Raw genomic sequence first — 20690 nt, 5'->3', positions numbered from 1 at the left:
TCGCGGCGGATGAGGATGACGTGATGGGCAAGTTGCGCGAACCATTGCTGGAATGCAGCCTGCCTGCCGCGCTAGAGGCGATGGGCGAGCGCTGGTCGTTCCTGATCCTGCGCGCGTCGTTCAATGGCCTGCATCATTTCGAGGAGTTCCAGTCGGAACTGGGGATCGCGCGCAATATCCTCGCGAACCGGCTGGCGAGGCTGGTCGAGCATTGGATCCTCGAGCGGCAGCCCATCCCGGAGGATCGGCGGAAGATCGCCTATGGTCTGACCGACAAGGGTTTCGCGCTTTTGCCGACGATGATCGCGCTGCGGCAATGGGGCGAGCGGTGGGAGACGTGCGTGCCGGCGTTCCCGATCCTGGTCGACGCGCGCGATCGGCGGCCGTTGCAGCCTGTGTCGGTGCGGTCGCACGACGGGCGCGTGCTGGGGAAGGGCGACCTGATCTGGGCGCTTCCGGGCGAGGTTGCCGGGGACGGGGTAGAGGCCGAGGCGGCGGAGTAAGAGACGGCTAACTTGCCGACAGGGACCTCCCCGGCGGAGGCCGGGGGCCAGTTGGGGAACGGCGCTGATAAGCGTTGCGCGTCGTTACCGCGACCTTTCCAACTGGGCCCCGGCCTACGCCGGGGAGGTGCCATGTGGTTCAGGAGTTGGGCAACTCCGCCAGCACCGTGCGGATCACGTCCGGCAGCGAGACTGGGCGGCCGGTCTCAAGATCGACGTGCACGCTGACCATGGTGATGACGGTGTGCAATTCCCCCGTCTCCGCATGCGCGAGCTCGAACCGCTTCGTCAGGCTGGTCGTCCCAAGCTTCTCGATCCGCACGAACGCCTCCACCGTGTCCCCGAGACGGAAAGGCTTGAGATAATCTATCTCCGTCCGCCGCACGTTGAACTCGGTGGTCGGCCAGACGTCCGGCAGAGCCTCCGCGATCCCGGTCCATTCCCAGAACTCGGTCACCGCGACGTCGGCATATTCGAGATAGCGCGAGTTGAAGACGATGCGCTGGCCGTCGATCTCGGCATAGCGCACGCGGAACCTGGTCGAGAAGGCGAAGCCCGGCCGCATGTCAGAAGATCAGCTTCACGCCGACCAGCGCCAGCACGGTCGCGAGGACCGGGACCAGCACGCGGTCCGAGACACGCGTCGCGATCAGGCTGCCGACGATGATGCCGGGGATCGAGCCGATCAGCAGCGACACGAGCAGGTCGACGTCGACCGAGCCGAGGATCCAGTGGCCGATCCCGCCAAGCAAGGTCAGCGGCACGGCGTGGGCGATGTCGGAGCCGACCAGCCGGTTGATCGGCAGCGTCGGGTACAGGATCAGCAGTGCGGTCATACCCAGCGCGCCGGCGCCGACCGAGGTGAGGGATACGAGCACGCCGAGGACCGCGCCGAGCAGGATCGTCAGCATCGCCTGGCGTTCGCCGCCAACCGTGCCGATGCGAGGCGTCAGCCACGTCACGATCTTGCCGCGGAAGAAGGTCGCGACCGCCGACAGGATCAGCGTGACGCCGAGCACGGCGGTAATCGCGTGACCGGTGTCGGACGATTTCTCGCCGAGATGGTTGAGCACGAGCAGCGTCGCGATCGCCGCGGGGACGCTGCCGGTCGCGAGCCTGCGCACGACCTGCCAGTCGACCGTGCCGCGCCAGCCATGCACCGTCGTCCCGACCGTCTTGGTCGCCGAGGCGTAGAGCAGGTCGGTGCCGACCGCGGTGGCGGGGTGGAAGCCGAAGACGAGCACCAGAAGCGGTGTCATCAGCGACCCGCCACCGACACCCGTCAGCCCGACGATGAGGCCGACGAGCACGCCGGCCACCGAATATAACGGATTGATATCCACGCTGGCGAAGGTCAGCCAGCGCCACGCGCGGGCGTGTTGACGCCCATCGACTGGAGATATTTCTTCACGTTGCGCGCCGCCTGGCGGAGCCGCTGTTCGTTCTCGACCATCGCGATTCTCACATAGCCCTCGCCGTTTTCGCCGTAGCCCACCCCTGGAGCCACCGCGACGTGCGCGTGAGTCAGCAATTGTTTGGTGAACTCAAGGCTACCTAAGTGCGCGAGCGCGGGTGGCAATGGGGCCCAGGCGAACATGCTCGCGCGGGGGCTCGGTATGTCCCAGCCGGCGCGGCCGAAGCTCTCGACCAGCACGTCGCGACGCTTGTGGTAGAGTTGCCGGTTGCGCTCGACGATGTCCTGCGGGCCGTTGAGCGCGGCGCAGGCGGCGGCCTGGATCGGCGTGAACGCACCGTAATCGAGGTACGACTTCACGCGCGTCATCGCCGCGATCAGCGTCTTGTTGCCGACCCCGAAGCCCATCCGCCAACCGGCCATCGAATAGGTCTTGCTGAGCGAGGTGAATTCGATCGCGACGTCCTTCGCGCCCGGCACCTGAAGGATCGAGGGGGTCGGCTTGCCGTCGAAATACAGTTCCGAATAGGCGAGGTCGGAGATCACCCACAGCTTGTGCTTCTTCGCGAATTCGACGACGCGCTCGTAGAAGGCGAGATCGACGACTTCGGCGGTCGGGTTCGACGGATAGCCCATCACCAGCACCGACGGCGCGGGGACGGTGAACGCCATCGCGCGCTCGAGGCTCTCGAAATACGCCTCGTCGGGCGTCGTCGGCACCGCGCGGATCGTCGCGCCGGCGATGATGAAGCCGAAGGTGTGGATCGGATAGGACGGGTTGGGCGCGAGCACGACGTCGCCGGGCGCGGTGATCGCGGTGGCCAGACTCGCAAGGCCTTCCTTCGAGCCCATCGTGACGACGACCTCGGTCTCGGGATCGACGTCGACGCCGAACCGGCGGCCGTAATAATTCGCCTGGGCTTTCCGCAGGCCTGGGATGCCCTTCGACTGCGAATAGCCGTGCGCGCTGGGTTTGCGCGCGACTTCGACGAGTTTCTCGATGACGTGCTCGGGGGGCGGCAGGTCGGGATTGCCCATGCCGAGATCGATGATGTCCTCCCCGCCCGCGCGCGCCGCCGCCCGCATCGCGTTCACTTCGGCGATGACATAGGGGGGTAAGCGTTTGATGCGGTAGAAGTCTTCGGACATGATCAGCCTCTAGCTGGAGGAGCGGGTGCTGTACCGCAGGTGAGAGGGGGCGTCATCCGCCTCATTCGTCGAGGGGGCGAAAGCTGGGGTATTCTGATTTGGACGGAATGCACCTCCCCGGCGGAGGCCAGGGCCCAGGTGGAGAGGTTGCAGTAACGTGGCGCACCGTTCACCAGCAACGTCTCCCAACTGGACCCCGGCCTTCGCCGGGGAGGTGGTTGGACGTTGGGTGGTGATTGACGGGGCGGTATGGCGACGGGACCTTGCGCCAGCAACCACCCCGCTTCCGCTGAACCATTGCCTCGGCTAAGCTCCCGAAAAACCAGAGGATGCCATGGCCGATACTCCTCCCGACGCCTCCACGCCGACCCTGCCCGATCTCCAGCATTGGACGTGGGTGATGGGGCGTGCGCAGCAGATGATGATGGAGCAGGGGCTCGCCGCGATACAGGCCAAGCCCGAGGGAATCCCGGCGATCCCCGGCTTCAGCGACCCCGCGACACTGGAGCGCGCGCGAGATTTCTGGACCGAGAGCCTGACGCTGTGGCAGCGGTTTCTCGATCCGGCCAAGGCGCCCGAACCCGCGCCGGTGACCGACAATCGCTTCAAGGCGCCGCAGTGGCGCGAGCCGGTGTTCGACCTGATCCGGCAGAGTTATCAGCTGATCGGCGATCACATGCTGCGCGGCGTCGAGGCGGTCGACGGGCTCGACCCCAAGCAGAAGGAGCAGCTGCGATTCGCGACCAAGGGGTTCGTCGATGCGATGAGCCCGACCAATTTCGCGCTGACCAACCCGCAGGTGATCGAGAAGACGATCGAGACGCGCGGCGAGAATCTGCTGAAGGGCCTGCAGAACATGATGGCGGATCTTGCCCGAGGGCAGGTGACGCATACGCCCGACGGTGCGTTCGAACTCGGGCGCAACCTGGCGATGACGCCGGGAAAGGTGGTGAAACGCACGCCGCTCTACGAGCTGATCCAGTACAGTCCGACCACCGACAAGGTGCTGGCGACGCCGCTGGTGATTTTCCCGCCCTGGATCAACCGGTTCTACATCCTCGACCTGACGCCCGAGAAGAGCTTCATCCGCTGGGCGGTGGAGCAGGGCATCACCGTGTTCATGGTGTCGTGGAAATCGGCCGATGCGAGCATGAAGGACGTGGTCTGGGACGACTATGTCGGTGCGCAGGTCGAGGCGATCGACACGGTTCGTGCCGCGCTCGAGGTGCCGGCGATGCATACGATCGGATATTGCGTGGCGGGAACGACGCTGGCCGCGACGCTGGCGCTGCTGGCGGCGCGGGATGAGGCGACAAAGGTGGCTAGCGCAACGTTCTTCACCGCGCAGGTCGATTTCGCGCAGGCGGGCGAACTGCAGCATTTCATCGACGACGAGCAGTTGAAGATGGTCGCGTCGTTGTCGCCCGAGGGGTTCCTCGACGGGCGGTACATGGCGACGACGTTCAACCTGTTGCGCGGGCGCGACCTGATTTGGAACTACGTCACGCAGAATTACCTGCTGGGGCAGGATTACGTGCCGTTCGACCTGCTCCACTGGAACGGCGACACGACCAACCTGCCCGCGAAATGGCATCTGAGCTATTTGACCGACCTGTACCGCGACAACCTGTTGGTGACGGGCACGATGACGGTGGACGGTACGCCGATCGACCTTACCAAGGTCGCGACGCCGAGCTATGTCCAGGCGGGGCGCGAGGATCATATCGCGCCAGCTGAAAGTGTGTGGAAGCTGACCCAGCTGTTCGCGGGCCCCATGAAGTTCGTGCTGGCGGGGTCGGGGCACATCGCCGGAGTCGTGAACCCGCCCGCAGCAGGCAAGTATCAGTTTTGGACCAATCCCTCGGCGCATACGACGCTCGAGGACTTTGTTGCGGGGGCAACCGAGACCAAGGGAAGCTGGTGGCCGGACTGGGTCGAATGGGTCCGCGCGATCGATCCGAAAACTGTGTCTGCGAAAGGTGTTAGGCAACCGGGAGCGGGGATGCTCAAGGCGCTTGGCGATGCGCCCGGCGACTACGTCAAAACCCGATAGCGATGCCTTACGTTTACGTCATGGTGCAGTGCACAAATTCATTGTGCGCCGCCGCGAATCGTGTAGAAGGGCCGCGACATAACTCCGAAGAGAGGTGCGTGGATGGTGGATATCGTGAAACGGACGGCTAAGGCCGGTTCGAAGCCTGTCGCCACCGCGAAGGCTCCTCGGACCGTCGCCAAGCCGGCACAACCGGCACCCAGGCCGGTCGCCAAGACGCCGGCGATCGACACACCTCCCGCGGCTGCTTTTGTATCGCCGCAACCGGACTCTCCCGCCCCGATTATGGCCACCGCGCCAACGGGGATCCCAGCTAGCGACACAAAGGACGCCACGATGGACACGATCCAGAGCATCACCGAGAAGACCAAGGCCCTGTTCACCAATGGGTTCAGCGGCACCACTACCAGCGAATTCAGTGAGCAGGCCAAGGGCGCGATGGAAAAGTCGGCGAAGATGGTTGAGGACATGACCGCATTCGGCAAGGGCAACATCGAGGCGCTGGTCGAATCGTCGAAGATCGCCGCGAAGAACGTCGAGGCGCTCGGCAACGAAGCTGCCAAGTACGCCAAGACCTCGTTCGAGAGCGCGACCGAAGCCGCCAAGACGCTCGCCGCCGCCAAGTCGCCGACCGAGTTCATGAAGCTCCAAGGCGACTACGCGCGTACCGCGTTCGACACGATGATCGCCGAGGGCTCGCGCTCGACCGAGCGTCTGCTGAAGATGTTTGGCGAGTTCGCCCAGCCGATCTCGAACCGCGTTGCGGTCGCGACGGACAAGATGAAGATCTCGGCATAAGCCGATAGCGCGCCGCCCTCGGGCGATGCGATACGAAAGGGGCGGCCGTCACGCGACGGTCGCCCTTTTTGCGTTGCGGATTTCGCGCAAGGTTTGCGGGTGCCCCCCCTTGCTCTTGCCCCCCGGCATGCCATATTTCGACGGCATGCTTTTGACCCCTGAAATGACGACTCCCCGGCGGACGGGCGAGCAGATGGCCGACCGCCGCGACGATGGTGGCGAGGATGGCAATGGCGGCACCGGCGCCGGCATCGCGACCAAGACGCGCGCGAAGACCAAACAACCGACGCCGTACCGCGTGCTGATGCTCAACGACGACTACACGCCGATGGAGTTCGTCGTGCTCTGTCTCCAGCGTTTCTTCCGGATGGACATGGAAGCGGCGACGCGCGTGATGCTCCACGTTCATCAGAAGGGCGTCGGGGTCTGCGGCACGTTCAGCTATGAGGTGGCGGAGACGAAGGTGTCGCAGGTAATGGATTTCGCCAAGCAGAACCAGCATCCGTTGCAGTGCACGCTCGAGAAGGCGTGAGCTGACACTTTAAGCTAAACTTCGTGTTGATCCTCACCCGCAAGGGGGAGGTGGTACCGAAGATGACGGAGGGGGAAGCGAAAACCCCTGCTCCGTGTCCCCTTCCTCCATCTGGCAGGGCCAGCCACCTCCCTCTGACGGGCGGGGATTTCAGCAGAAGTTACCGCGCCGGTGGCAACCAGCGCAGGTCCAGCCCGTCGAACCGGTCGATGTAATTCGCCGCCTGCGCGAGTTGCACCTCGTTGAGCAGCGTAACTCGGCCCGTCTCGCGACGGATCAGCCCGTCTTCTTCCAACTGCCGCAGCATCCGGTTGACGTGGACCGCGGTGAGGCCGGTGGCGTCGCCGATCTCCTCCTGCGTCAGACCGAGCGTGAAGCTGTCGCCCATCGCGCGGTCGCGCATCCGCATCCGGTTGCGCATCTCGAGCAGCAACGCCGCGATCCGCGCCTTGGCCGAGGTGCGACCGAGTGCGGCGAGACGGTCGGTCAGCGCGACCTTCTCCATCTGGTTCATCACCATGATCAGCGCCGACAGCCGCGGGTGATCGGTGACGAGCCCGGTCATCGCCGAACGATCGAACGAACACACCGTGCAGTCGGTCAGCGCGACCACCGTCTCGGGGGAGTCGCGGTACACCAGCGCCGAGACCGCCAGCATGTCACCGGCATAGAGGAAGCGCAGAATCTGGCGGCTGCCGTCATCGAGCAGCACATAGCTCATCGCCATGCCGCGCTGCAGGATGAAGAGTTCGGCCTGCGGATCATTTTCGCGCACGAGGACGGCACCGCGACGCAAGTCTCGCGGGCGCTCCTCCAACCGCGCTAACGCAGCCTTCTCGTTCATCGACAGGTCGATGAGATCGCCGACGCGGTCGGCGAAGCAGCTGTCCGGCACTCTGTAATGGTCCCCAATGTTCGAGAACCACAGAGCAAAGCTAGGATTTCCGCGCATTAAAGTCGATCAAGCGGGGGTGTTAGCGCTACGGAAGCAGGGGGCGGTCCCAACGCGGGACTTGACCCCTGGGCAGCATCCGCCCGTCGCCCGATCGATGCGCGGCCCTTGCGCAGAACGCCAGCCGCGATAGACACCCGGGATGGACCGTATTCTCATTCGCGGCGGCAATCGCCTGTCCGGGCGCCTGCCCATCTCCGGCGCGAAGAACGCCGCGCTCACGCTGATGCCGTGCGCGCTGCTGACAGAAGAGCCGCTGACGCTCCGCAATCTGCCGCGGCTGGCGGATGTCGACGGGTTCGGACATCTTCTCAACCAGTTAGGCGCGTCGACCGCGATCCAGGGGACGCGGCCGGAGGACTTCGGCCGGGTGATGACGATCCGCGCGGGCAATCTGACCTCGACCGAAGCGCCATACGATATCGTGCGAAAGATGCGTGCGTCGATTCTGGTGCTCGGGCCGTTGCTCGGGCGGGGCGGCGAGGCGACGGTGTCGCTGCCGGGTGGCTGCGCGATCGGTAATCGGCCGATCGATCTTCATCTGCGCGCACTTGAGGCAATCGGTGCCGAACTTGAGATGGCCGCGGGCTATGTGAAGGCGATCGCGCCGGGGGGGCGCCTGCCGGGCGGACGCTTCCGCTTCCCGATCGTCTCGGTCGGCGCGACCGAGAACGTCGTGATGGCGGCGGTGCTCGCCAAGGGGACCTCGGTGATCGAGAACGCCGCGCGTGAGCCGGAGATCGTCGACCTCTGCAACTGCCTGGTCGCGATGGGCGCGTCGATCGACGGGATCGGCACCGAGACGCTGACGATCGAAGGCCGCGACCGGCTGCACGGCGCGACCTATGCGGTGATGCCCGACCGGATCGAGGCGGGCAGTTACGCGTGCGCGGCGGCGATTACCGGCGGCGAACTGGAACTGGTCAGCGTGTCGATCCCGGACATGGGCGCGACGATCGATGCGCTGGTCGAGGCGGGCGTGTCGGTGACGCCGACCAAGGACGGCGTGCGCGTCGCGTCGGACGGCAAACTGCAACCCCTGACCCTCTCGACCGCGCCGTACCCCGGTTTCGCCACCGACATGCAGGCCCAATTTATGGCAATGCTTTGCATGGCCGACGGCGCCAGCATGCTGACCGAAACGATCTTCGAAAATCGCTACATGCACGTGCCCGAACTGGCACGGATGGGTGCGGACATTCAGGTCCACGGCCGCACCGCGATGGTCCGCGGCGTCGACAAGCTGGTCGGCGCGCAGGTTATGGCGACCGACCTGCGGGCTTCGATGAGCTTGATCTTGGCGGGGTTGGCGGCGGACGGTGAGACGTCTGTGGGCCGGGTGTATCACCTCGACCGTGGGTATGAGCGGTTGGAGGAGAAGCTGAGCGCGGTTGGTGCGGATATCGAGCGCGCTAGCGACGGGTGAGGGCTTGGTGTCCTAGTTTGAGCCGGGGTAGCCCTCTCCCCTCTGGGGAGAGGGTTGGGTGAGGGGCAGCCAAGCAATGCTGCGCCTGGAACTCCCCTCACCCCCACCCTCTCCCCGGAGGGGAGAGGGAGTAGGTTGCCGAGCGCTTCGTTGGCTTCCTTGCTCGCCGCGGACGCTGTGGCGTTCGGTGTAAGCAGCGCTACTCGTTCCCCCGCGAAGGCGGGGGCCCAGGATCAAGCAAGACCGTCCTCGGTAATCCGGTAGACATCTAATCAGCGCCGCCGGCAAAGCCGCCGTCGGACGGGTTCGGCCTAGCCGACCCGCCGGCCGTGCCGGGCGCTTCCCGCTCGCTCCGCTTGCTGGCATCGGCGCGGACGTTGCCGCGCCTGCGCCCGTCAGTACATGTGCTGCCCGCCATTGATGCTCAGCGTAGACCCGGTAACGAACCCGCCCTCCTCCGAGCACAGAAACGCTACGCCGCGCGCGATCTCGGTAGCCTGGCCAAGGCGCCCGACCGGGATTTTCGCAACGATCTTCTCCAGCACGTCGGCCGGCACCGCCGCGACCATGTCCGTATCGATATACCCCGGCGCGATCGCATTGACCGTCACGCCCGCACGCGCGCCTTCCTGGGCCAAGGCTTTCGTGAACCCGTGAATGCCCGACTTGGCCGCAGCATAGTTCACCTGGCCGTACTGCCCGGCCTGCCCATTGATCGAGCCGATGTTGACGATCCGCCCCCATTTGCGCGTCCGCATGCCGGGGAAGACGGCCTTGGCCATGTTGAAACAACCGCCAAGATTGGTGTCCATCACCTCTTTCCAATCCTGGTAGGTCATCTTCAGGATGGTGCCGTCGCGGGTGATGCCGGCATTGTTCACGACGATATCGACATCGCCCAGATCGGCGGCGACCTGCGCACAGCCCGCTTGGCACGCGTCATAATCGGCGACGTCCCACTTGTAGGCCGCAATACCCGTGCGCTCGGTGAACTCCTTCGCGCGCGTGTCGTTGCCGGCATAGGTGGCCGCGACGGTCAGGCCCATGTCCTGCAATGCGAGACTGATCGCTTCGCCGATTCCGCGCGTACCACCGGTTACAATTGCGACGCGTGCCATCAGTCTCTCTCCTCAGTGTTTTGCCGAAGGCTAGCCAGCCCGCACCCATCCTTCAAGCTCGCGCGCCAAAATGCTGCGCAACATTTCCACGCCGACCGGGCTGTCGTTGAGGCATGGCAGATACGCGAAGTGCGTCCCGCCAGCCTCTTCGAAGCTCTCGCGCCCGCGGATCGACAGCTCCTCCAGCGTCTCCAGGCAATCGGCGGAGAAGCCCGGCGCGAAGATCGCCACCTTGGTCTTGCCTGCCTTGGCGAGCGCGACGAGCGTCTCGTCGGTCGCCGGCCCCAGCCACTTCTGCGGCCCGAACCGCGACTGGAACGCGATCGTCAGCTCGCGCCCCATCCGCTCGCCGAGCAACCGCGCGGTCTTCTGGCAGTGGCAGTGATACGGATCGCCCTGCTGCAACGTCCGCTTCGGCATGCCGTGGAAGCTGGCCACGATTGCGTCCGGCGTGAAGTCGAGCGCGGAGAGTCCCTCTTCGAGCGAGTCCTTCAGCGCGTCGATATAGAGCGTGTCGTCATAGTAAGGCGGCAGCGTGCGGATTGCCGGCTGCCAGCGCAGACCGGCGAGATGCTTGAACGCCTTGTCGTTCGCGGTCGCGGTCGTTGCTGCGCAATATTGCGGGTAGAGCGGCGCGAGCAGGATGCGTTCGCAGCCCGCCGCCTTCATCGCGGTCAGCCGGTCCGAGATCGACGGATTGCCGTAGCGCATCGCCCAGTCGACCAGCACGTCCGGCCCGAACGCATCCTTCAGCGCGGCGGCCTGCAACCGCGTGATCGCGGCGAGCGGCGAGCCATCCTCGCGCCAGACCTGCGAATAGGCGTGCGCGGACTTTTTCGGGCGGGTGTTGAGGATGATGCCGCGCAGGATCGGCTGCCACGCGATCTGCGGGATCTCGACGACGCGCGAATCGGACAGGAACTCGCCGAGATAGCGCTTCACCGATTTCGCATCGGGGCCATCGGGCGTGCCGAGGTTCATCAGCAACACGCCGATCTTTGGTTTCGGAATCGGGGGGTGATCGGGGGGCAGGGTCATGGCGCTGGTCTTAAAGGCAAATTGCGGATGCGGAAGCCCGTTGACGCATAGAGCGCGTTGGCGATCGCCGGTGCGACCGCGGGGACGCCGAGTTCGCCGACGCCGCCGGGGGCTTCCTCGCTGCGGATGACCTCGACGGTGATATCGGGCGTGTCGGCGAGGCGGGGCAGGGCGATCGTGTCGAACCCGCGCGCGTCGGCCAGGCCGCGGGTGAAACCGGTCGATGCGCCGAGCGCGGCGGCCATGCCGAAGATCAGCCCGCCCTCGATCTGCTGGCGGACGATATCGGGGTTGATCTGCGCGCCGCAATCGACTGCGGCGACGAGCCGGTCGACGACCGGACGTTGGTCCGCGCCGATATGCGCCTCTGCCATGACGGCGATGTAGCTGCCGCGGAACGCGTGGCACGCGATTCCCTGGCCGCTACCGGCGACGCCGCCGTCCCATCCGCCGAGCGCCGCCGCAGTCGACAGGCAGCGCGCGAGTCGCGGTTCGCCGCCGAGCATGGCGATCCGGAACGACATTGGTTCGGACTGAGCGGTGCGGGCAAGCTCGTCGAGAAAGCATTCGGTGAAGAACGCGGTGTAGCCATGGGCGCCGCCGCGGAGGTGGCCGGTGGGTATGCCGATCTCCGCCGGGTGATGCTCGATCGCGTAGGCAGGGATGCGATAGACGGGCGCCGCGCCCGCGACGGCGTAGCGATCGCCTTTGACGCCGATCAGCGCGGCTTCCGTCGCGAGCCCCGGCATCATCCGGCGTGCCATTGCGGCACCCGTGGAGGGCGCGGCTATGTTGGCGGACCAGCCCATGATCGCGCCGTTGGGGGCGAGCCGTGCGGCCATCTTCGCGATTGCGGGTGGGCGATAGCGATTGTGGAGAGACTCCTCGCCGCGCGACCAGACGAGGCTGACCGGGCGGCGGAGCTTTACCGCCAGCACCGCGGCCTGTTCGACGACGTCGTGTTCGAGCGCGCCGCCGAACGATCCGCCGACCAGCATCGGATGGACGACGACGGCATCCTCGCTGAGATCCGCCGCGCGCGCCGCTGCCGACCGCGCAAGTCCCGGCGCTTGGGTCGCCAGCCACAGTTCGAGCCGGCCGTTGGAGAAGGACGCGGTCGCGCTGCGTGTCTCGATCGCTGCGTGCAGGCCGAGACCCGCGCGATAGGTCGCGGTGACGAGCTTGGCGCCTTGGAACGTCGCGGCGACGTCGCCTGTCGATGCCATCTGCGTGCCGGAATGGGCGAACGCGGCGTCGAGGGCCGCGTCGATCGAGCTGGTATCGGGGAGCGGGGCGTCGTTCTCGAACCGCGGCGCGAGCGCGTCGAGCGCCTTTTGTGCGGCCCACCCTGTCGTCGCGATGGCCGCCACCCAGCGCGGGTTCTCGACCACCGACAGCACGCCGCGGATGCGGTCGGCGGCGGCGCGGTCGATCCTAGTCAGGCGACCGCCGACGGGGCCTTGGCGGATTGCGGCATGGACCATGTCGGCGAGGCGGACGTCGCCTGCGAAATTGGCCGAGCCGTCGACTTTCGAGGGGGTGTCGAGGCGGGGGACGGATTTGCCGACCAGCTTGCCTGCACCCTGGATGCCGAGCGGGAGGGGATCGGGTAGGGTGAACTTGGCGGCCTCTTCGGCGAGTTCAGCGAAGCGGATGCGCTTGGTTTGGTAGGTGCAGAAGCCGGCGTCGACGTTGACCTGGGTCCAGTCGGCGTCCCAGCGTTTGGCGGCCGCCATGCAGAGCAGCGCGCGGGCGCCTGCGCCGGCCTCGCGACAGGCTTGCTCGAACATCCGGATCGAGCTCGATCCTCCGGTCAACATCGGTAGTTGTGGGGTGCCGGCTGGGAGGCGGTCGAACAGGCCTTCGAGCAAGTCGTGCATGCCGATCGGGTTGGCATAGAGCGGGTTGAGCGGGGCGGGCTCGACGCCGATCGTGCGCCAGTCCGCGCCTAGTTCGTCTGCGACGATCTGGGGGAGGGACGTGTAGACGCCCTGGCCGTGCTCGACTTGCGGGACGGCGACGGTGACGTGCCCGTCGGTGCCGATCTTGAGCCACGCACCGAACGGGGTTTCGCCGGGGTTGGCGACGAGGTTTGGGGCGTATGTTCGTGGCCAGAGGCTCCAGGCGACGACGAGCCCGATCCCCGCGCCGCCGCCGACGAGTATGCTGCGCCTGTTGATCATGAGGTGGCTCTAATCCTTCTCCCCCACGGGGAGAAGGTGGCGCGAAGCGGCGGATGAGGGGGAGTGGGTCTCCGGGACTTTGCCGGGAGTCTCACTGCCCCTCTCCCTTCCGTCGCCAAGTGGCTCCTCCCTCCCTCTCCCCGTAGGGGCGAGGGAATTTAGGCTAGCGCTCGGTAAGTGGCTTTCAGCGAGACCTTGTCGATCTTCTCCGTTCCGAGCCTCGGCAGCGGCTCTTCCGAAATCCAGATCCGCTGCGGTATCTTGAACGCGGCGATGTGCTGGTGGAGGAACGCGGTTAGGTCGTCGGAGGTCAGCGTTTCGCCGTCCTGCGGCACTACCACTGCGCCGGGGACCTCGCCGAAGCGCTCGTCCGCCAGCCCGAACACGGCGGCCTCGGCGACGGCTGGATGCTCGTACAATGCGGCCTCGACCTCCTGGCACGAGATGTTCTCGCCGCCGCGGATGATGATGTCTTTCTTGCGATCGACGATGAACAGATAGCCGTCCTCGTCGAGGTAACCGATGTCGCCGGTGCGGAAATAGCCGTCCGACGTGAACGCGGCGGCGGTCGCGTCGGGGCGGTTCCAATATTCCTTGAAGTTGCAGATCGTGCGGATGCAGACCTCGCCGCGCTGGCCCTGGTCGACCGGGTGGCCAGCGTCGTCGAGGATCGCGAGATCGACCAAGGGCGCGCCGGGGCGGCCGGCGGAGTTGGGCTTGGCGAGATAGTTGCCGCGCCAGTTGCCAGTGCCGACCGCGTTGGTCTCGGTCAGACCGTAGCCGATCAGCGGTGCGCTACCGCCCATTTCCTCGTCGATGCGGCGGACGTGATCGACCGGGCGGGGTGCGCCCCCCGCGGCGAAATCGGTGACGGTCGACAGGTCGTACTTCGCGCGATCGGGGTGGTTGAGGATCTCGAAGCTCATCAAGGGCACACCGACGAAATAGGTGACGCCCTCCACCTCGATCAACCGCATCGCCTCGCCTGCATCCCATTTGGGCATCAGAACGAGTTTGCGCCCCATCGCGAAGCTCTGAAGGAAGACCGGCACTTCCCCGGTGATGTGGAACAGCGGGATCGTCAGCAGCGCGACCGGCTGGCCGACCGGCGGATTGCCTTGCGCGGTGGCGATCCCGACCATCATCATGACCTGGCCGAGATAGTTGAAGATGCCCTGGACGACCGCACGGTGTTCAGAGAGCGCGCCCTTCGACTGGCCGGTCGAGCCGCTCGTGAACAGGATCGTCGCATGATCCTCTGGCCCGAGCAGCGGGAGGTCGGCGGTGTGATCGTCTTTCGCGAACACGGCTCCGAGCGCAGCGTCGAGCGGTCGCGAATCGTCGATCTCGACGACTGGCGCGCGCAAAGCCGCAATCTGCGCGAGGCGCTTCACGCGGGGCGGATCGGCGAACACGAGTGCGCAATCGACTTCGCCGATCGCGGTCTCCAGTTCCTCCGACTGCCACCAGCCGTTGAGCAACGTCGCGACGCCGCCGGCCATGATGATGCCCATGTAGAGGACGATCCAAGACGGCGAGTTGCGCATCGCGATGCCGACTCGGTCGCCCTTGGCGAGACCGTAACCGCCGATGAGGGCGCGGGCGGTGCGCTCGGCGGCGGCGTAGACCTCGCCGAAGGTCAGCCGTTCGGCGCCGGATACGAGGAAGACGGCGTCGCGGTGCTCGTTGGCATAATGCGCGAAATAGTAGCTGAGCGCGGGCGGGGCGGCGGCGATCATCGGCAGCGTGACGCCGAACCGCTCGACCGATCCGAGCGCGAGCATCCCGTCGGGCGCGGTCAGCGCGGCCATCGTCGAATCCATAGCTGCATCGAGCTCGGTCCGCATATCGCTCTCCTACTTGGTCTTATCGTTATCGGTCTTTATGCAGGGGCGAACGCGTGGGGAAAAGCCTTTGATCCTGTCGACCATCACCGCCGCTGCGGGCGCCGTAGCGCCTGCCGTCGGCAGTCACATCCGCTTCGAGGACCTCGGGCTGCATCCCGACGTCTTCTCGATCGGATTCTTCACGCTGCGCTGGTACAGCCTTGCTTATATCGGCGGGATTTTGCTCGGCTGGTGGTATCTGCTGAAGCTGCTCGCGCAGCCCGGCGCACCGATGGCGCGGCGGCATGCCGACGACCTGGTGTTCTACGCGACGCTCGGGATCATCCTCGGCGGGCGGCTCGGCTATGTGATCTTCTACGCGCCCGAGATGTTCCTGCATCCGCTGCGGATCTTCCGGCTCTGGGATGGCGGGATGTCGTTCCACGGCGGCGTCATCGGCACGTCGATCGGGTTGATCCTGTTCGCGCGGAAGCACCAGCTTAACTGGCTGCGCGTGCACGATTATATCGCGTGCTGCGTGCCGTTCGGGCTGTTTTTCGGGCGGCTGGCGAACTTCGTCAACGGCGAGCTCTGGGGCAAGCCGACCGATGTCGCGTGGGGGATCATCTTCGAGCGCACCGTGCCGTTCGGGATGGTCGAGCCGGCGCGGCATCCGAGCCAGCTTTACGAGGCGGGGCTGGAGGGCGTGGTCCTGTTCGCGCTGCTGTGGTTCGCGTTCTGGAAGACCAAGGCGCGGTATGACCCGGGCAAGCTCGTCGGGTTGTTCGTGCTGGGGTACGGGATCGCGCGGTTTACCGTCGAATTCTTCCGCGAGCCGGATTCGCAGCTGCGGGCGTTTGCCGAGCATACCGGGCTGCACATGGGGCAGTGGCTGTGCGTGCCGATGATCGTCGGGGGCGCGTATCTGGTGGCGACGTCGGCCAAGCGGCGGGTGCGGGTCGAGTCGATCTCGGGGACGGCGAGCGTCGCTTAACTCCCCTCCCGCTTGCGGGAGGGGTTGGGGGAGGGCATGGCCGCAAATGTCATGGCCAACGATAATCCAGCCCCTCCCCTAACCCTTCCCGCAAGCGGAAGGGGAATAGACACCGCCCTCCCGGAACGCCTCGCCCGCGCGATTGCGCTCGCGGGTCCGATCCCCGTTGCGCAGTATATGGCGGCGGCGAACGCGCACTATTATGCGACGCGCGATCCGCTGGGGGCGGGCGGCGACTTCACCACCGCGCCCGAGATCAGCCAGATGTTCGGCGAGCTTATCGGGCTGTGGTGTGCCGATCTTTGGGACCGCGCGGGGCGGCCGGATGTGGCTTGGGTCGAACTCGGGCCGGGTCGCGGGACGCTGGCCGCCGATGCCGCGCGGGCGATGGCGAAGGCTGGGCTCCAACCGCCGGTGCATTTCGTTGAGACCAGCCCCGCGCTGCGTGCCGCGCAGGCCGAGCGCGTGCCTGCTGCCACTTGGCACGACGCGATCGATACGTTGCCGACCGATCGCCCGCTGATCGTCGTCGCCAACGAGTTTTTCGACGCGTTGCCGATCCGGCAGTTGGTGAAGCGCGAGCAGTGGCACGAACGCCTCGTTGCGGCACAGGACCTGCTGTTCCTGCCGATCGCCGGCAAGCCGCTCCCGGATGCCGTCATCCCCGAGCCATTCCGCGACGCGCCCGCAGGCTCGATCCTGGAAACCTCGCCCGCCGCCGTGACGATCATCCGCGGTCTCGCCAAGCGGATCGCCGCGCAGGGCGGTGCGCTGATCGCGGTCGACTATGGCTATGAGGGGCCGGCGCTCGGCGACACGTTGCAGGCGGTGCGCGGGCATGCGTTCGCCAATCCGTTCGAGGCGCCCGGCGAGCATGACCTGACCGCGCATGTCGACTTCACCACGCTCGCCGCCGCGGCACAGACCGAGGGCGCGGTGGCATGGGGGCCGGTGACGCAGCGCGACTTGCTCGGCGCGCTCGGGATCGATTCGCGGACGTCGGCGCTCGCCAAGGCGTCGCCAGCGCGGGCTGAGGCACTGGCGGCGGATCGGAGGCGGTTGATGGACGATATGGGTACGCTCTTCAAAGCGCTCGCGATCACCGCGCCGACTTGGCCGACACCGGCGGCGTTCGCATGATCGCCTATCGCGATGCCGTGCCCGCTGATGGCGCAGAACTCGCCGCGATGGCGAAGCGGTCGTTTACGGACACGTTCGGTACGCTGTATCGCCCTGAAGATCTTGCCGCCTTCCTCGACCAGACGTTCGGTGAGACGGGGTTGCCGGCGCAACTGTCCGATCCTGCCTTCACGGTGCGTGTCGCGGTGAACGAGGCGGGTGAGATCGTAGGGTTTGCGAAGATCGGACCGGTGGCGTTTCCAGGCGATTGGCCGGCGACGGCGATCGAGCTTCACCAGCTTTACGTGCGGGGCGACCAGCATGGTGCGGGGGTTGGCCCTGCGTTGATGGACTGGGCGATCGACGTCGCGCGTGCCGAGGGGCGGACGGAGATGATTCTGAGCGTGTATGTGGATAACCACCGGGCGCACCGGTTCTATCAGCGCTACGGCTTCGTCGAGATCGGGCGGTATGTGTTCATGGTCGGCGAGCAGCCTGATGATGACCGGATCATGCGGCTTGTGCTGTGAGGGTCGTTACCTTTGAGGAGCGCCACCCCGGCGGAGGCCGGGGCCCAGTTGGCAAGGTCTTGGTAACGGCGCGATGCCTGCTGTTAGCAACGTCACCCAACTGGGCCCCGGCCTCCGCCGGGGTGGGGATGTGTTTGATGTTAGGTGACCTAAAATGACCATCGACCTCATCCGTGCGAAGGCGCTTGGTGACATCCCGCACGGCTTTTTCGGCCGGCGTGGCGGCGTCTCGACCGGGGCGTATGCGAGCCTCAACGTCGGCATCGGGTCCGACGACGACCCCGCCAATATCGCTGAGAACCGCCGCCGCGCGACCGAAGCTGTCCTCCCCGGTGCGAAACTCGTCGGTCTGTATCAGGTCCATTCCGCCGACGCGGTCACCGTGATCGAGCCGTTCGACGACGCGATCCGTCCGCACGCCGACGCGCTGGTCACCAACCGCCCCGGCCTTGCGCTCGGCATCCTCACCGCGGACTGCGCGCCCGTATTATTAGCCGACGCGCACGCCGGCGTCGTTGCCGCAGCCCACGCTGGCTGGAAAGGTGCGCTCGGCGGCGTCACCGACTCCACGATCCTCGCGATGGAGGCGATCGGTGCGCACCGCGACCGGATCGTCGCCGCGGTCGGGCCGTGCATCGCGCGCGCCAGTTATGAGGTCGACGACGGCTTCATCCGCCGGTTCTGCGAGGCGGATCTGGAGAACGAGCGCTTCTTTGCGGATGGCCGTGTGGACCATTACCAGTTCGACCTGGAGGCTTATGTCGTCAGCCGGTTGGCGGTCGCTGGGATCGGTCGGATCGAGGCGCTTGGGCTCGACACTTACACCGATGACGATCGCTTTTTCAGCTATCGGCGCGCGACCCATCGCGGCGAGCCCTCCTATGGGCGTCAGATCAGCATCATTGGCCTATAGCGGGTCCCAAATCCCGCATCGCTCGTTTAGGCTTCGCACATCGGCTCGCAGCAGACGGGCCACGCAGGAGCATATTGATGTCCGATACCCCCGAAAACGCCGGCGCCGTCCCCGCCGAAACCGAAGCTGACCTGACCGGCGTAGCCGCACGCGTCGCACCGAAGCCGTCGATTGGCGAAATTGGTGGGCGGAAACTGAAGCCGTCGACCCTTATGATGGGCCACGGCTATGACCCGTCGCTATCGGAAGGCTCGCTGAAGCCGCCGATCTTCCTCACTTCGACCTTCGTGTTCCCCAATGCGGCGGCGGGCAAGCGTCACTTCGAAGGCGTTACCGGCAAGCGTCCGGGTGGTGCTGAGGGGCTTGTCTATTCGCGCTTCAATGGGCCGAACCAGGAAATCCTCGAGGATCGTCTCGGCGTCTGGGAAGAGGCGGAGGACGCGCTCGCCTTCTCGTCGGGCATGTCGGCGATCGCCACCCTGTTTCTCGCGATGGTCAAGCCGGGCGACACGATCGTCCATTCGGGGCCATTGTACGCGGCGACCGAGACGCTGATCGGCCGCGTGCTCGGCAAGTTCGGGGTGAAGTGGCTCGACTTCCCGGCGGGTGCGACGCGCGAGGAAATCGACGCGGTGATGACCGAGGCGGCGACCGGCAACGTCGCTTTGATCTATCTGGAAAGCCCGGCGAACCCGACCAACGCGCTGGTCGACGTCGAGGCGGTCGCGGCCAGCCGTGACGCGATCTTCAAGGGCGAGAAGCCACCGATCGCGATCGACAACACGTTCCTCGGGCCGCTGTGGTTCCAGCCGCTCAAGCATGGTGCGGATATCGTCGTCTATTCGCTGACCAAATATGTCGGCGGGCATTCGGATCTCGTCGCGGGCGGCGTGCTGGGGTCGAAGGAGCACATCAACACGATCCGGACGATGCGGAACACGATCGGGACGATCACCGATCCGAATACCGCGTGGATGTTGTTGCGATCGCTGGAGACCCTGGAACTGCGAATGAGCCGTGCGGGCGAGAATGCGGCCAAGGTCTGCGGTTTCCTGCGGCATCATCCGAAGGTGGAGCGGGTCGCGTATCTGGGCTTCCTCGAGGACGAGCCGGGTATGGAGCGGCAGGCGGACATCTATCGTCGCCATTGCACCGGCGGCGGTTCGACCTTCTCGCTGTATCTCAAGGGTGGCGAGCGCGAGAGCTTCGCGTTCCTCGATGCACTCAAGATCGCCAAGCTGGCGGTGTCGCTGGGGGGGACCGAGACGTTGGCTAGCCATCCTGCGGGCATGACGCATCTTTCGGTGCCGGATGCGCGGAAGCAGGCTCTGGGGATCACGGATAATCTCGTGCGAATCTCGATCGGTGTGGAGGATCCGGACGATCTGATCGCCGATTTCGAGCAGGCGCTGGATACGATCTAAGCCCAACCCTCCGTCATGCTGGGCTTGTTCCGGCATCCACCGTGCCGCACATCGATCGAGAATAGTTCGCGGCACGGTGGACCCCGGAACAAGTCCGGGGTGACGTTTCGATGCACACTGGCTAGCGTCCTGCCGATGCCAATCTTCACCCCGATCCCGCAGCACGAGTTCGTCGCTGCGATCCACATCCTCGCCGCCAAGCTGGTCGAGGATACTTGGAAGCCCGATTTTATCATCGGCATCGGCCGCGGCGGCCTCGTGCCGGCGGTGTTCCTCAGTCACGCGATCGGCTTGCCTACGCTGTCGGTCGACTATTCGAGTCAGGTGAAGGACTTCGCCGACGAACCGTTGGTCAAGCTCGCCAAGCGGACGCGCGACGGCGAGCGGCTGCTGTTCCTCGACGACATCAACGATTCGGGGCGGACGATCACGCATTTGCGGCACGCGCTGGCGGCGGCGGGTGCTGTCGCGGGATCGGTGCGGTTTGCGATGTTGATCGACAACGTCAGTTCGGCCGAGCGGATCGAATATAGCGCGCGGAGGATCGACCGCGCGGTGACGAAGGACTGGTTCGTGTTTCCGTGGGAAGCGGTCGCGCCGGCGGCGGCGATTGCCGAGGACGCGGCGGAAGTGCCTGAGCGGATTGCCTGACTAGCCACCCACCGTCCTGACGACCCACCGTCATCCTGACGAAAGTCAGGACCCAGAGTCGAGATCG

General features: G+C 65.9%; 19 protein-coding genes. 11 read left to right on the top strand and 8 right to left on the bottom strand.

Translation table 11 applies throughout. The features are described 5' to 3' along the window. The first annotated feature begins 23 nt into the window (after positions 1 to 23). Complete coding sequence (locus tag ASF09_RS09565; protein ID WP_060525998.1) at positions 24 to 503, top strand: winged helix-turn-helix transcriptional regulator; 480 nt, start codon at positions 24 to 26, stop codon at positions 501 to 503. 139 nt (positions 504 to 642) lie between these two features. Here the strand turns inward: ASF09_RS09565 and ASF09_RS09560 are convergent, their stop codons facing one another. From ASF09_RS09560 to ASF09_RS09550, 3 genes are read right to left on the bottom strand one after another with little or no spacing between them, the layout of a single operon-like run. After that, complete coding sequence (locus ASF09_RS09560; protein ID WP_060525997.1) at positions 643 to 1068, bottom strand: acyl-CoA thioesterase; 426 nt, start codon at positions 1066 to 1068, stop codon at positions 643 to 645. A gap of 1 nt (position 1069) precedes the next feature. Beyond that, positions 1070 to 1846 (bottom strand): sulfite exporter TauE/SafE family protein, encoded by a 777-nt coding sequence (locus ASF09_RS09555; protein WP_060525996.1) that lies wholly within the window; start codon positions 1844 to 1846, stop codon positions 1070 to 1072. A gap of 11 nt (positions 1847 to 1857) precedes the next feature. Next, on the bottom strand, positions 1858 to 3066 hold the full coding sequence (locus ASF09_RS09550) for an LL-diaminopimelate aminotransferase (protein ID WP_060525995.1): 1209 nt from the start codon (positions 3064 to 3066) through the stop codon (positions 1858 to 1860). A gap of 334 nt (positions 3067 to 3400) precedes the next feature. Between ASF09_RS09550 and ASF09_RS09545 the strand changes: the two genes are divergently transcribed. From ASF09_RS09545 to clpS, 3 genes are all read left to right on the top strand, one after another. After that, positions 3401 to 5119: a PHA/PHB synthase family protein gene (locus ASF09_RS09545; RefSeq protein WP_060525994.1), complete on the top strand. Its 1719-nt coding sequence runs from the start codon at positions 3401 to 3403 to the stop codon at positions 5117 to 5119. Positions 5120 to 5455: 336 nt separating this feature from the next. Further along, on the top strand, positions 5456 to 5917 hold the full coding sequence (locus tag ASF09_RS09535; protein WP_060525992.1) for a phasin family protein: 462 nt from the start codon (positions 5456 to 5458) through the stop codon (positions 5915 to 5917). Positions 5918 to 6110: 193 nt separating this feature from the next. Continuing rightward, positions 6111 to 6449 carry an ATP-dependent Clp protease adapter ClpS gene (gene clpS, locus ASF09_RS09530; protein ID WP_060526306.1) on the top strand — a complete coding sequence of 113 codons (339 nt, stop codon included), beginning with the start codon at positions 6111 to 6113 and terminating at the stop codon, positions 6447 to 6449. A gap of 160 nt (positions 6450 to 6609) precedes the next feature. Here clpS and ASF09_RS09525 read toward each other — a convergent pair whose 3' ends face one another. Beyond that, positions 6610 to 7293: a Crp/Fnr family transcriptional regulator gene (locus tag ASF09_RS09525; protein ID WP_060526305.1), complete on the bottom strand. Its 684-nt coding sequence runs from the start codon at positions 7291 to 7293 to the stop codon at positions 6610 to 6612. A 250-nt stretch (positions 7294 to 7543) separates the two neighbouring features. On the opposite strand from ASF09_RS09525, the gene murA reads away from it, so the two are divergent. Beyond that, positions 7544 to 8827 carry a UDP-N-acetylglucosamine 1-carboxyvinyltransferase gene (gene murA / locus ASF09_RS09520; RefSeq protein WP_060525991.1) on the top strand — a complete coding sequence of 428 codons (1284 nt, stop codon included), beginning with the start codon at positions 7544 to 7546 and terminating at the stop codon, positions 8825 to 8827. Between the two features lie 395 nt (positions 8828 to 9222). On the opposite strand, the gene phbB is transcribed toward murA, so the two are convergent. The 4 genes from phbB to ASF09_RS09500 all read right to left on the bottom strand — a co-directional run bounded on the left by phbB (position 9223) and on the right by ASF09_RS09500 (position 15013). Further along, a complete protein-coding gene (phbB, locus tag ASF09_RS09515; protein ID WP_056053415.1) occupies positions 9223 to 9945 on the bottom strand; it encodes an acetoacetyl-CoA reductase in 723 nt (240 codons plus the stop codon). Between the two features lie 30 nt (positions 9946 to 9975). Beyond that, complete coding sequence (hemH, locus tag ASF09_RS09510; RefSeq protein WP_060525990.1) at positions 9976 to 10983, bottom strand: ferrochelatase; 1008 nt, start codon at positions 10981 to 10983, stop codon at positions 9976 to 9978. Next, on the bottom strand, positions 10980 to 13166 hold the full coding sequence (locus tag ASF09_RS09505; protein WP_060525989.1) for a xanthine dehydrogenase family protein molybdopterin-binding subunit: 2187 nt from the start codon (positions 13164 to 13166) through the stop codon (positions 10980 to 10982). Before ASF09_RS09505 ends, hemH begins: the two co-directional genes overlap by 4 nt. 158 nt (positions 13167 to 13324) lie before the next feature. Next, positions 13325 to 15013 (bottom strand): class I adenylate-forming enzyme family protein, encoded by a 1689-nt coding sequence (locus ASF09_RS09500; protein WP_200912555.1) that lies wholly within the window; start codon positions 15011 to 15013, stop codon positions 13325 to 13327. Between the two features lie 37 nt (positions 15014 to 15050). On the opposite strand from ASF09_RS09500, the gene lgt reads away from it, so the two are divergent. From lgt to ASF09_RS09470, 6 genes are all read left to right on the top strand, one after another. After that, positions 15051 to 15986, top strand: a complete 936-nt coding sequence (gene lgt / locus ASF09_RS09495) for a prolipoprotein diacylglyceryl transferase (RefSeq protein WP_082444253.1) — start codon at positions 15051 to 15053, stop codon at positions 15984 to 15986. A gap of 51 nt (positions 15987 to 16037) precedes the next feature. After that, entirely contained in the window at positions 16038 to 17126 is a 1089-nt protein-coding gene (locus ASF09_RS09490) for a class I SAM-dependent methyltransferase (RefSeq protein WP_060525987.1), read from the top strand. Further along, positions 17099 to 17635, top strand: coding sequence for a GNAT family N-acetyltransferase (locus ASF09_RS09485; RefSeq protein ID WP_327196567.1), 537 nt, complete (start codon positions 17099 to 17101; stop codon positions 17633 to 17635). The genes ASF09_RS09490 and ASF09_RS09485 overlap by 28 nt, the downstream gene beginning before the upstream one ends. Before the next feature lie 154 nt (positions 17636 to 17789). Next, entirely contained in the window at positions 17790 to 18548 is a 759-nt protein-coding gene (pgeF, locus tag ASF09_RS09480) for a peptidoglycan editing factor PgeF (RefSeq protein WP_060525986.1), read from the top strand. A 77-nt stretch (positions 18549 to 18625) separates the two neighbouring features. Beyond that, on the top strand, positions 18626 to 19972 hold the full coding sequence (locus ASF09_RS09475) for a cystathionine gamma-synthase family protein (RefSeq protein WP_060525985.1): 1347 nt from the start codon (positions 18626 to 18628) through the stop codon (positions 19970 to 19972). 135 nt (positions 19973 to 20107) lie between these two features. Next, entirely contained in the window at positions 20108 to 20623 is a 516-nt protein-coding gene (locus tag ASF09_RS09470) for a phosphoribosyltransferase (RefSeq protein WP_060525984.1), read from the top strand. Positions 20624 to 20690: the final 67 nt, after the last annotated feature.

Source organism: Sphingomonas sp. Leaf242 (assembly GCF_001422045.1).
Taxonomy (GTDB): Bacteria; Pseudomonadota; Alphaproteobacteria; order Sphingomonadales; family Sphingomonadaceae; genus Sphingomonas.
Note: the sequence above shows the minus strand (reverse complement) of the source record. Positions and strands in the feature narration are given on the sequence as shown.

Excerpts from the sequence above, each read along its gene's own strand:
- lgt (WP_082444253.1), top strand. The coding sequence starts at position 15,051 with ATGCAGGGGCGAACGCGTGGGGAAAAGCCTTTGATCCTGTCGACCATC.
- ASF09_RS09545 (WP_060525994.1), top strand. The coding sequence starts at position 3,401 with ATGGCCGATACTCCTCCCGACGCCTCCACGCCGACCCTGCCCGATCTC.
- phbB (WP_056053415.1), bottom strand. The coding sequence starts at position 9,945 with ATGGCACGCGTCGCAATTGTAACCGGTGGTACGCGCGGAATCGGCGAA.
- ASF09_RS09475 (WP_060525985.1), top strand. The coding sequence starts at position 18,626 with ATGTCCGATACCCCCGAAAACGCCGGCGCCGTCCCCGCCGAAACCGAA.
- ASF09_RS09560 (WP_060525997.1), bottom strand. The coding sequence starts at position 1,068 with ATGCGGCCGGGCTTCGCCTTCTCGACCAGGTTCCGCGTGCGCTATGCC.
- clpS (WP_060526306.1), top strand. The coding sequence starts at position 6,111 with ATGGCCGACCGCCGCGACGATGGTGGCGAGGATGGCAATGGCGGCACC.
- ASF09_RS09565 (WP_060525998.1), top strand. The coding sequence starts at position 24 with ATGGGCAAGTTGCGCGAACCATTGCTGGAATGCAGCCTGCCTGCCGCG.
- murA (WP_060525991.1), top strand. The coding sequence starts at position 7,544 with ATGGACCGTATTCTCATTCGCGGCGGCAATCGCCTGTCCGGGCGCCTG.
- hemH (WP_060525990.1), bottom strand. The coding sequence starts at position 10,983 with ATGACCCTGCCCCCCGATCACCCCCCGATTCCGAAACCAAAGATCGGC.
- ASF09_RS09490 (WP_060525987.1), top strand. The coding sequence starts at position 16,038 with ATGGCCAACGATAATCCAGCCCCTCCCCTAACCCTTCCCGCAAGCGGA.
- ASF09_RS09550 (WP_060525995.1), bottom strand. The coding sequence starts at position 3,066 with ATGTCCGAAGACTTCTACCGCATCAAACGCTTACCCCCCTATGTCATC.
- pgeF (WP_060525986.1), top strand. The coding sequence starts at position 17,790 with ATGACCATCGACCTCATCCGTGCGAAGGCGCTTGGTGACATCCCGCAC.
- ASF09_RS09500 (WP_200912555.1), bottom strand. The coding sequence starts at position 15,013 with ATGCGGACCGAGCTCGATGCAGCTATGGATTCGACGATGGCCGCGCTG.
- ASF09_RS09505 (WP_060525989.1), bottom strand. The coding sequence starts at position 13,166 with ATGATCAACAGGCGCAGCATACTCGTCGGCGGCGGCGCGGGGATCGGG.
- ASF09_RS09470 (WP_060525984.1), top strand. The coding sequence starts at position 20,108 with ATGCCAATCTTCACCCCGATCCCGCAGCACGAGTTCGTCGCTGCGATC.
- ASF09_RS09535 (WP_060525992.1), top strand. The coding sequence starts at position 5,456 with ATGGACACGATCCAGAGCATCACCGAGAAGACCAAGGCCCTGTTCACC.
- ASF09_RS09525 (WP_060526305.1), bottom strand. The coding sequence starts at position 7,293 with ATGAACGAGAAGGCTGCGTTAGCGCGGTTGGAGGAGCGCCCGCGAGAC.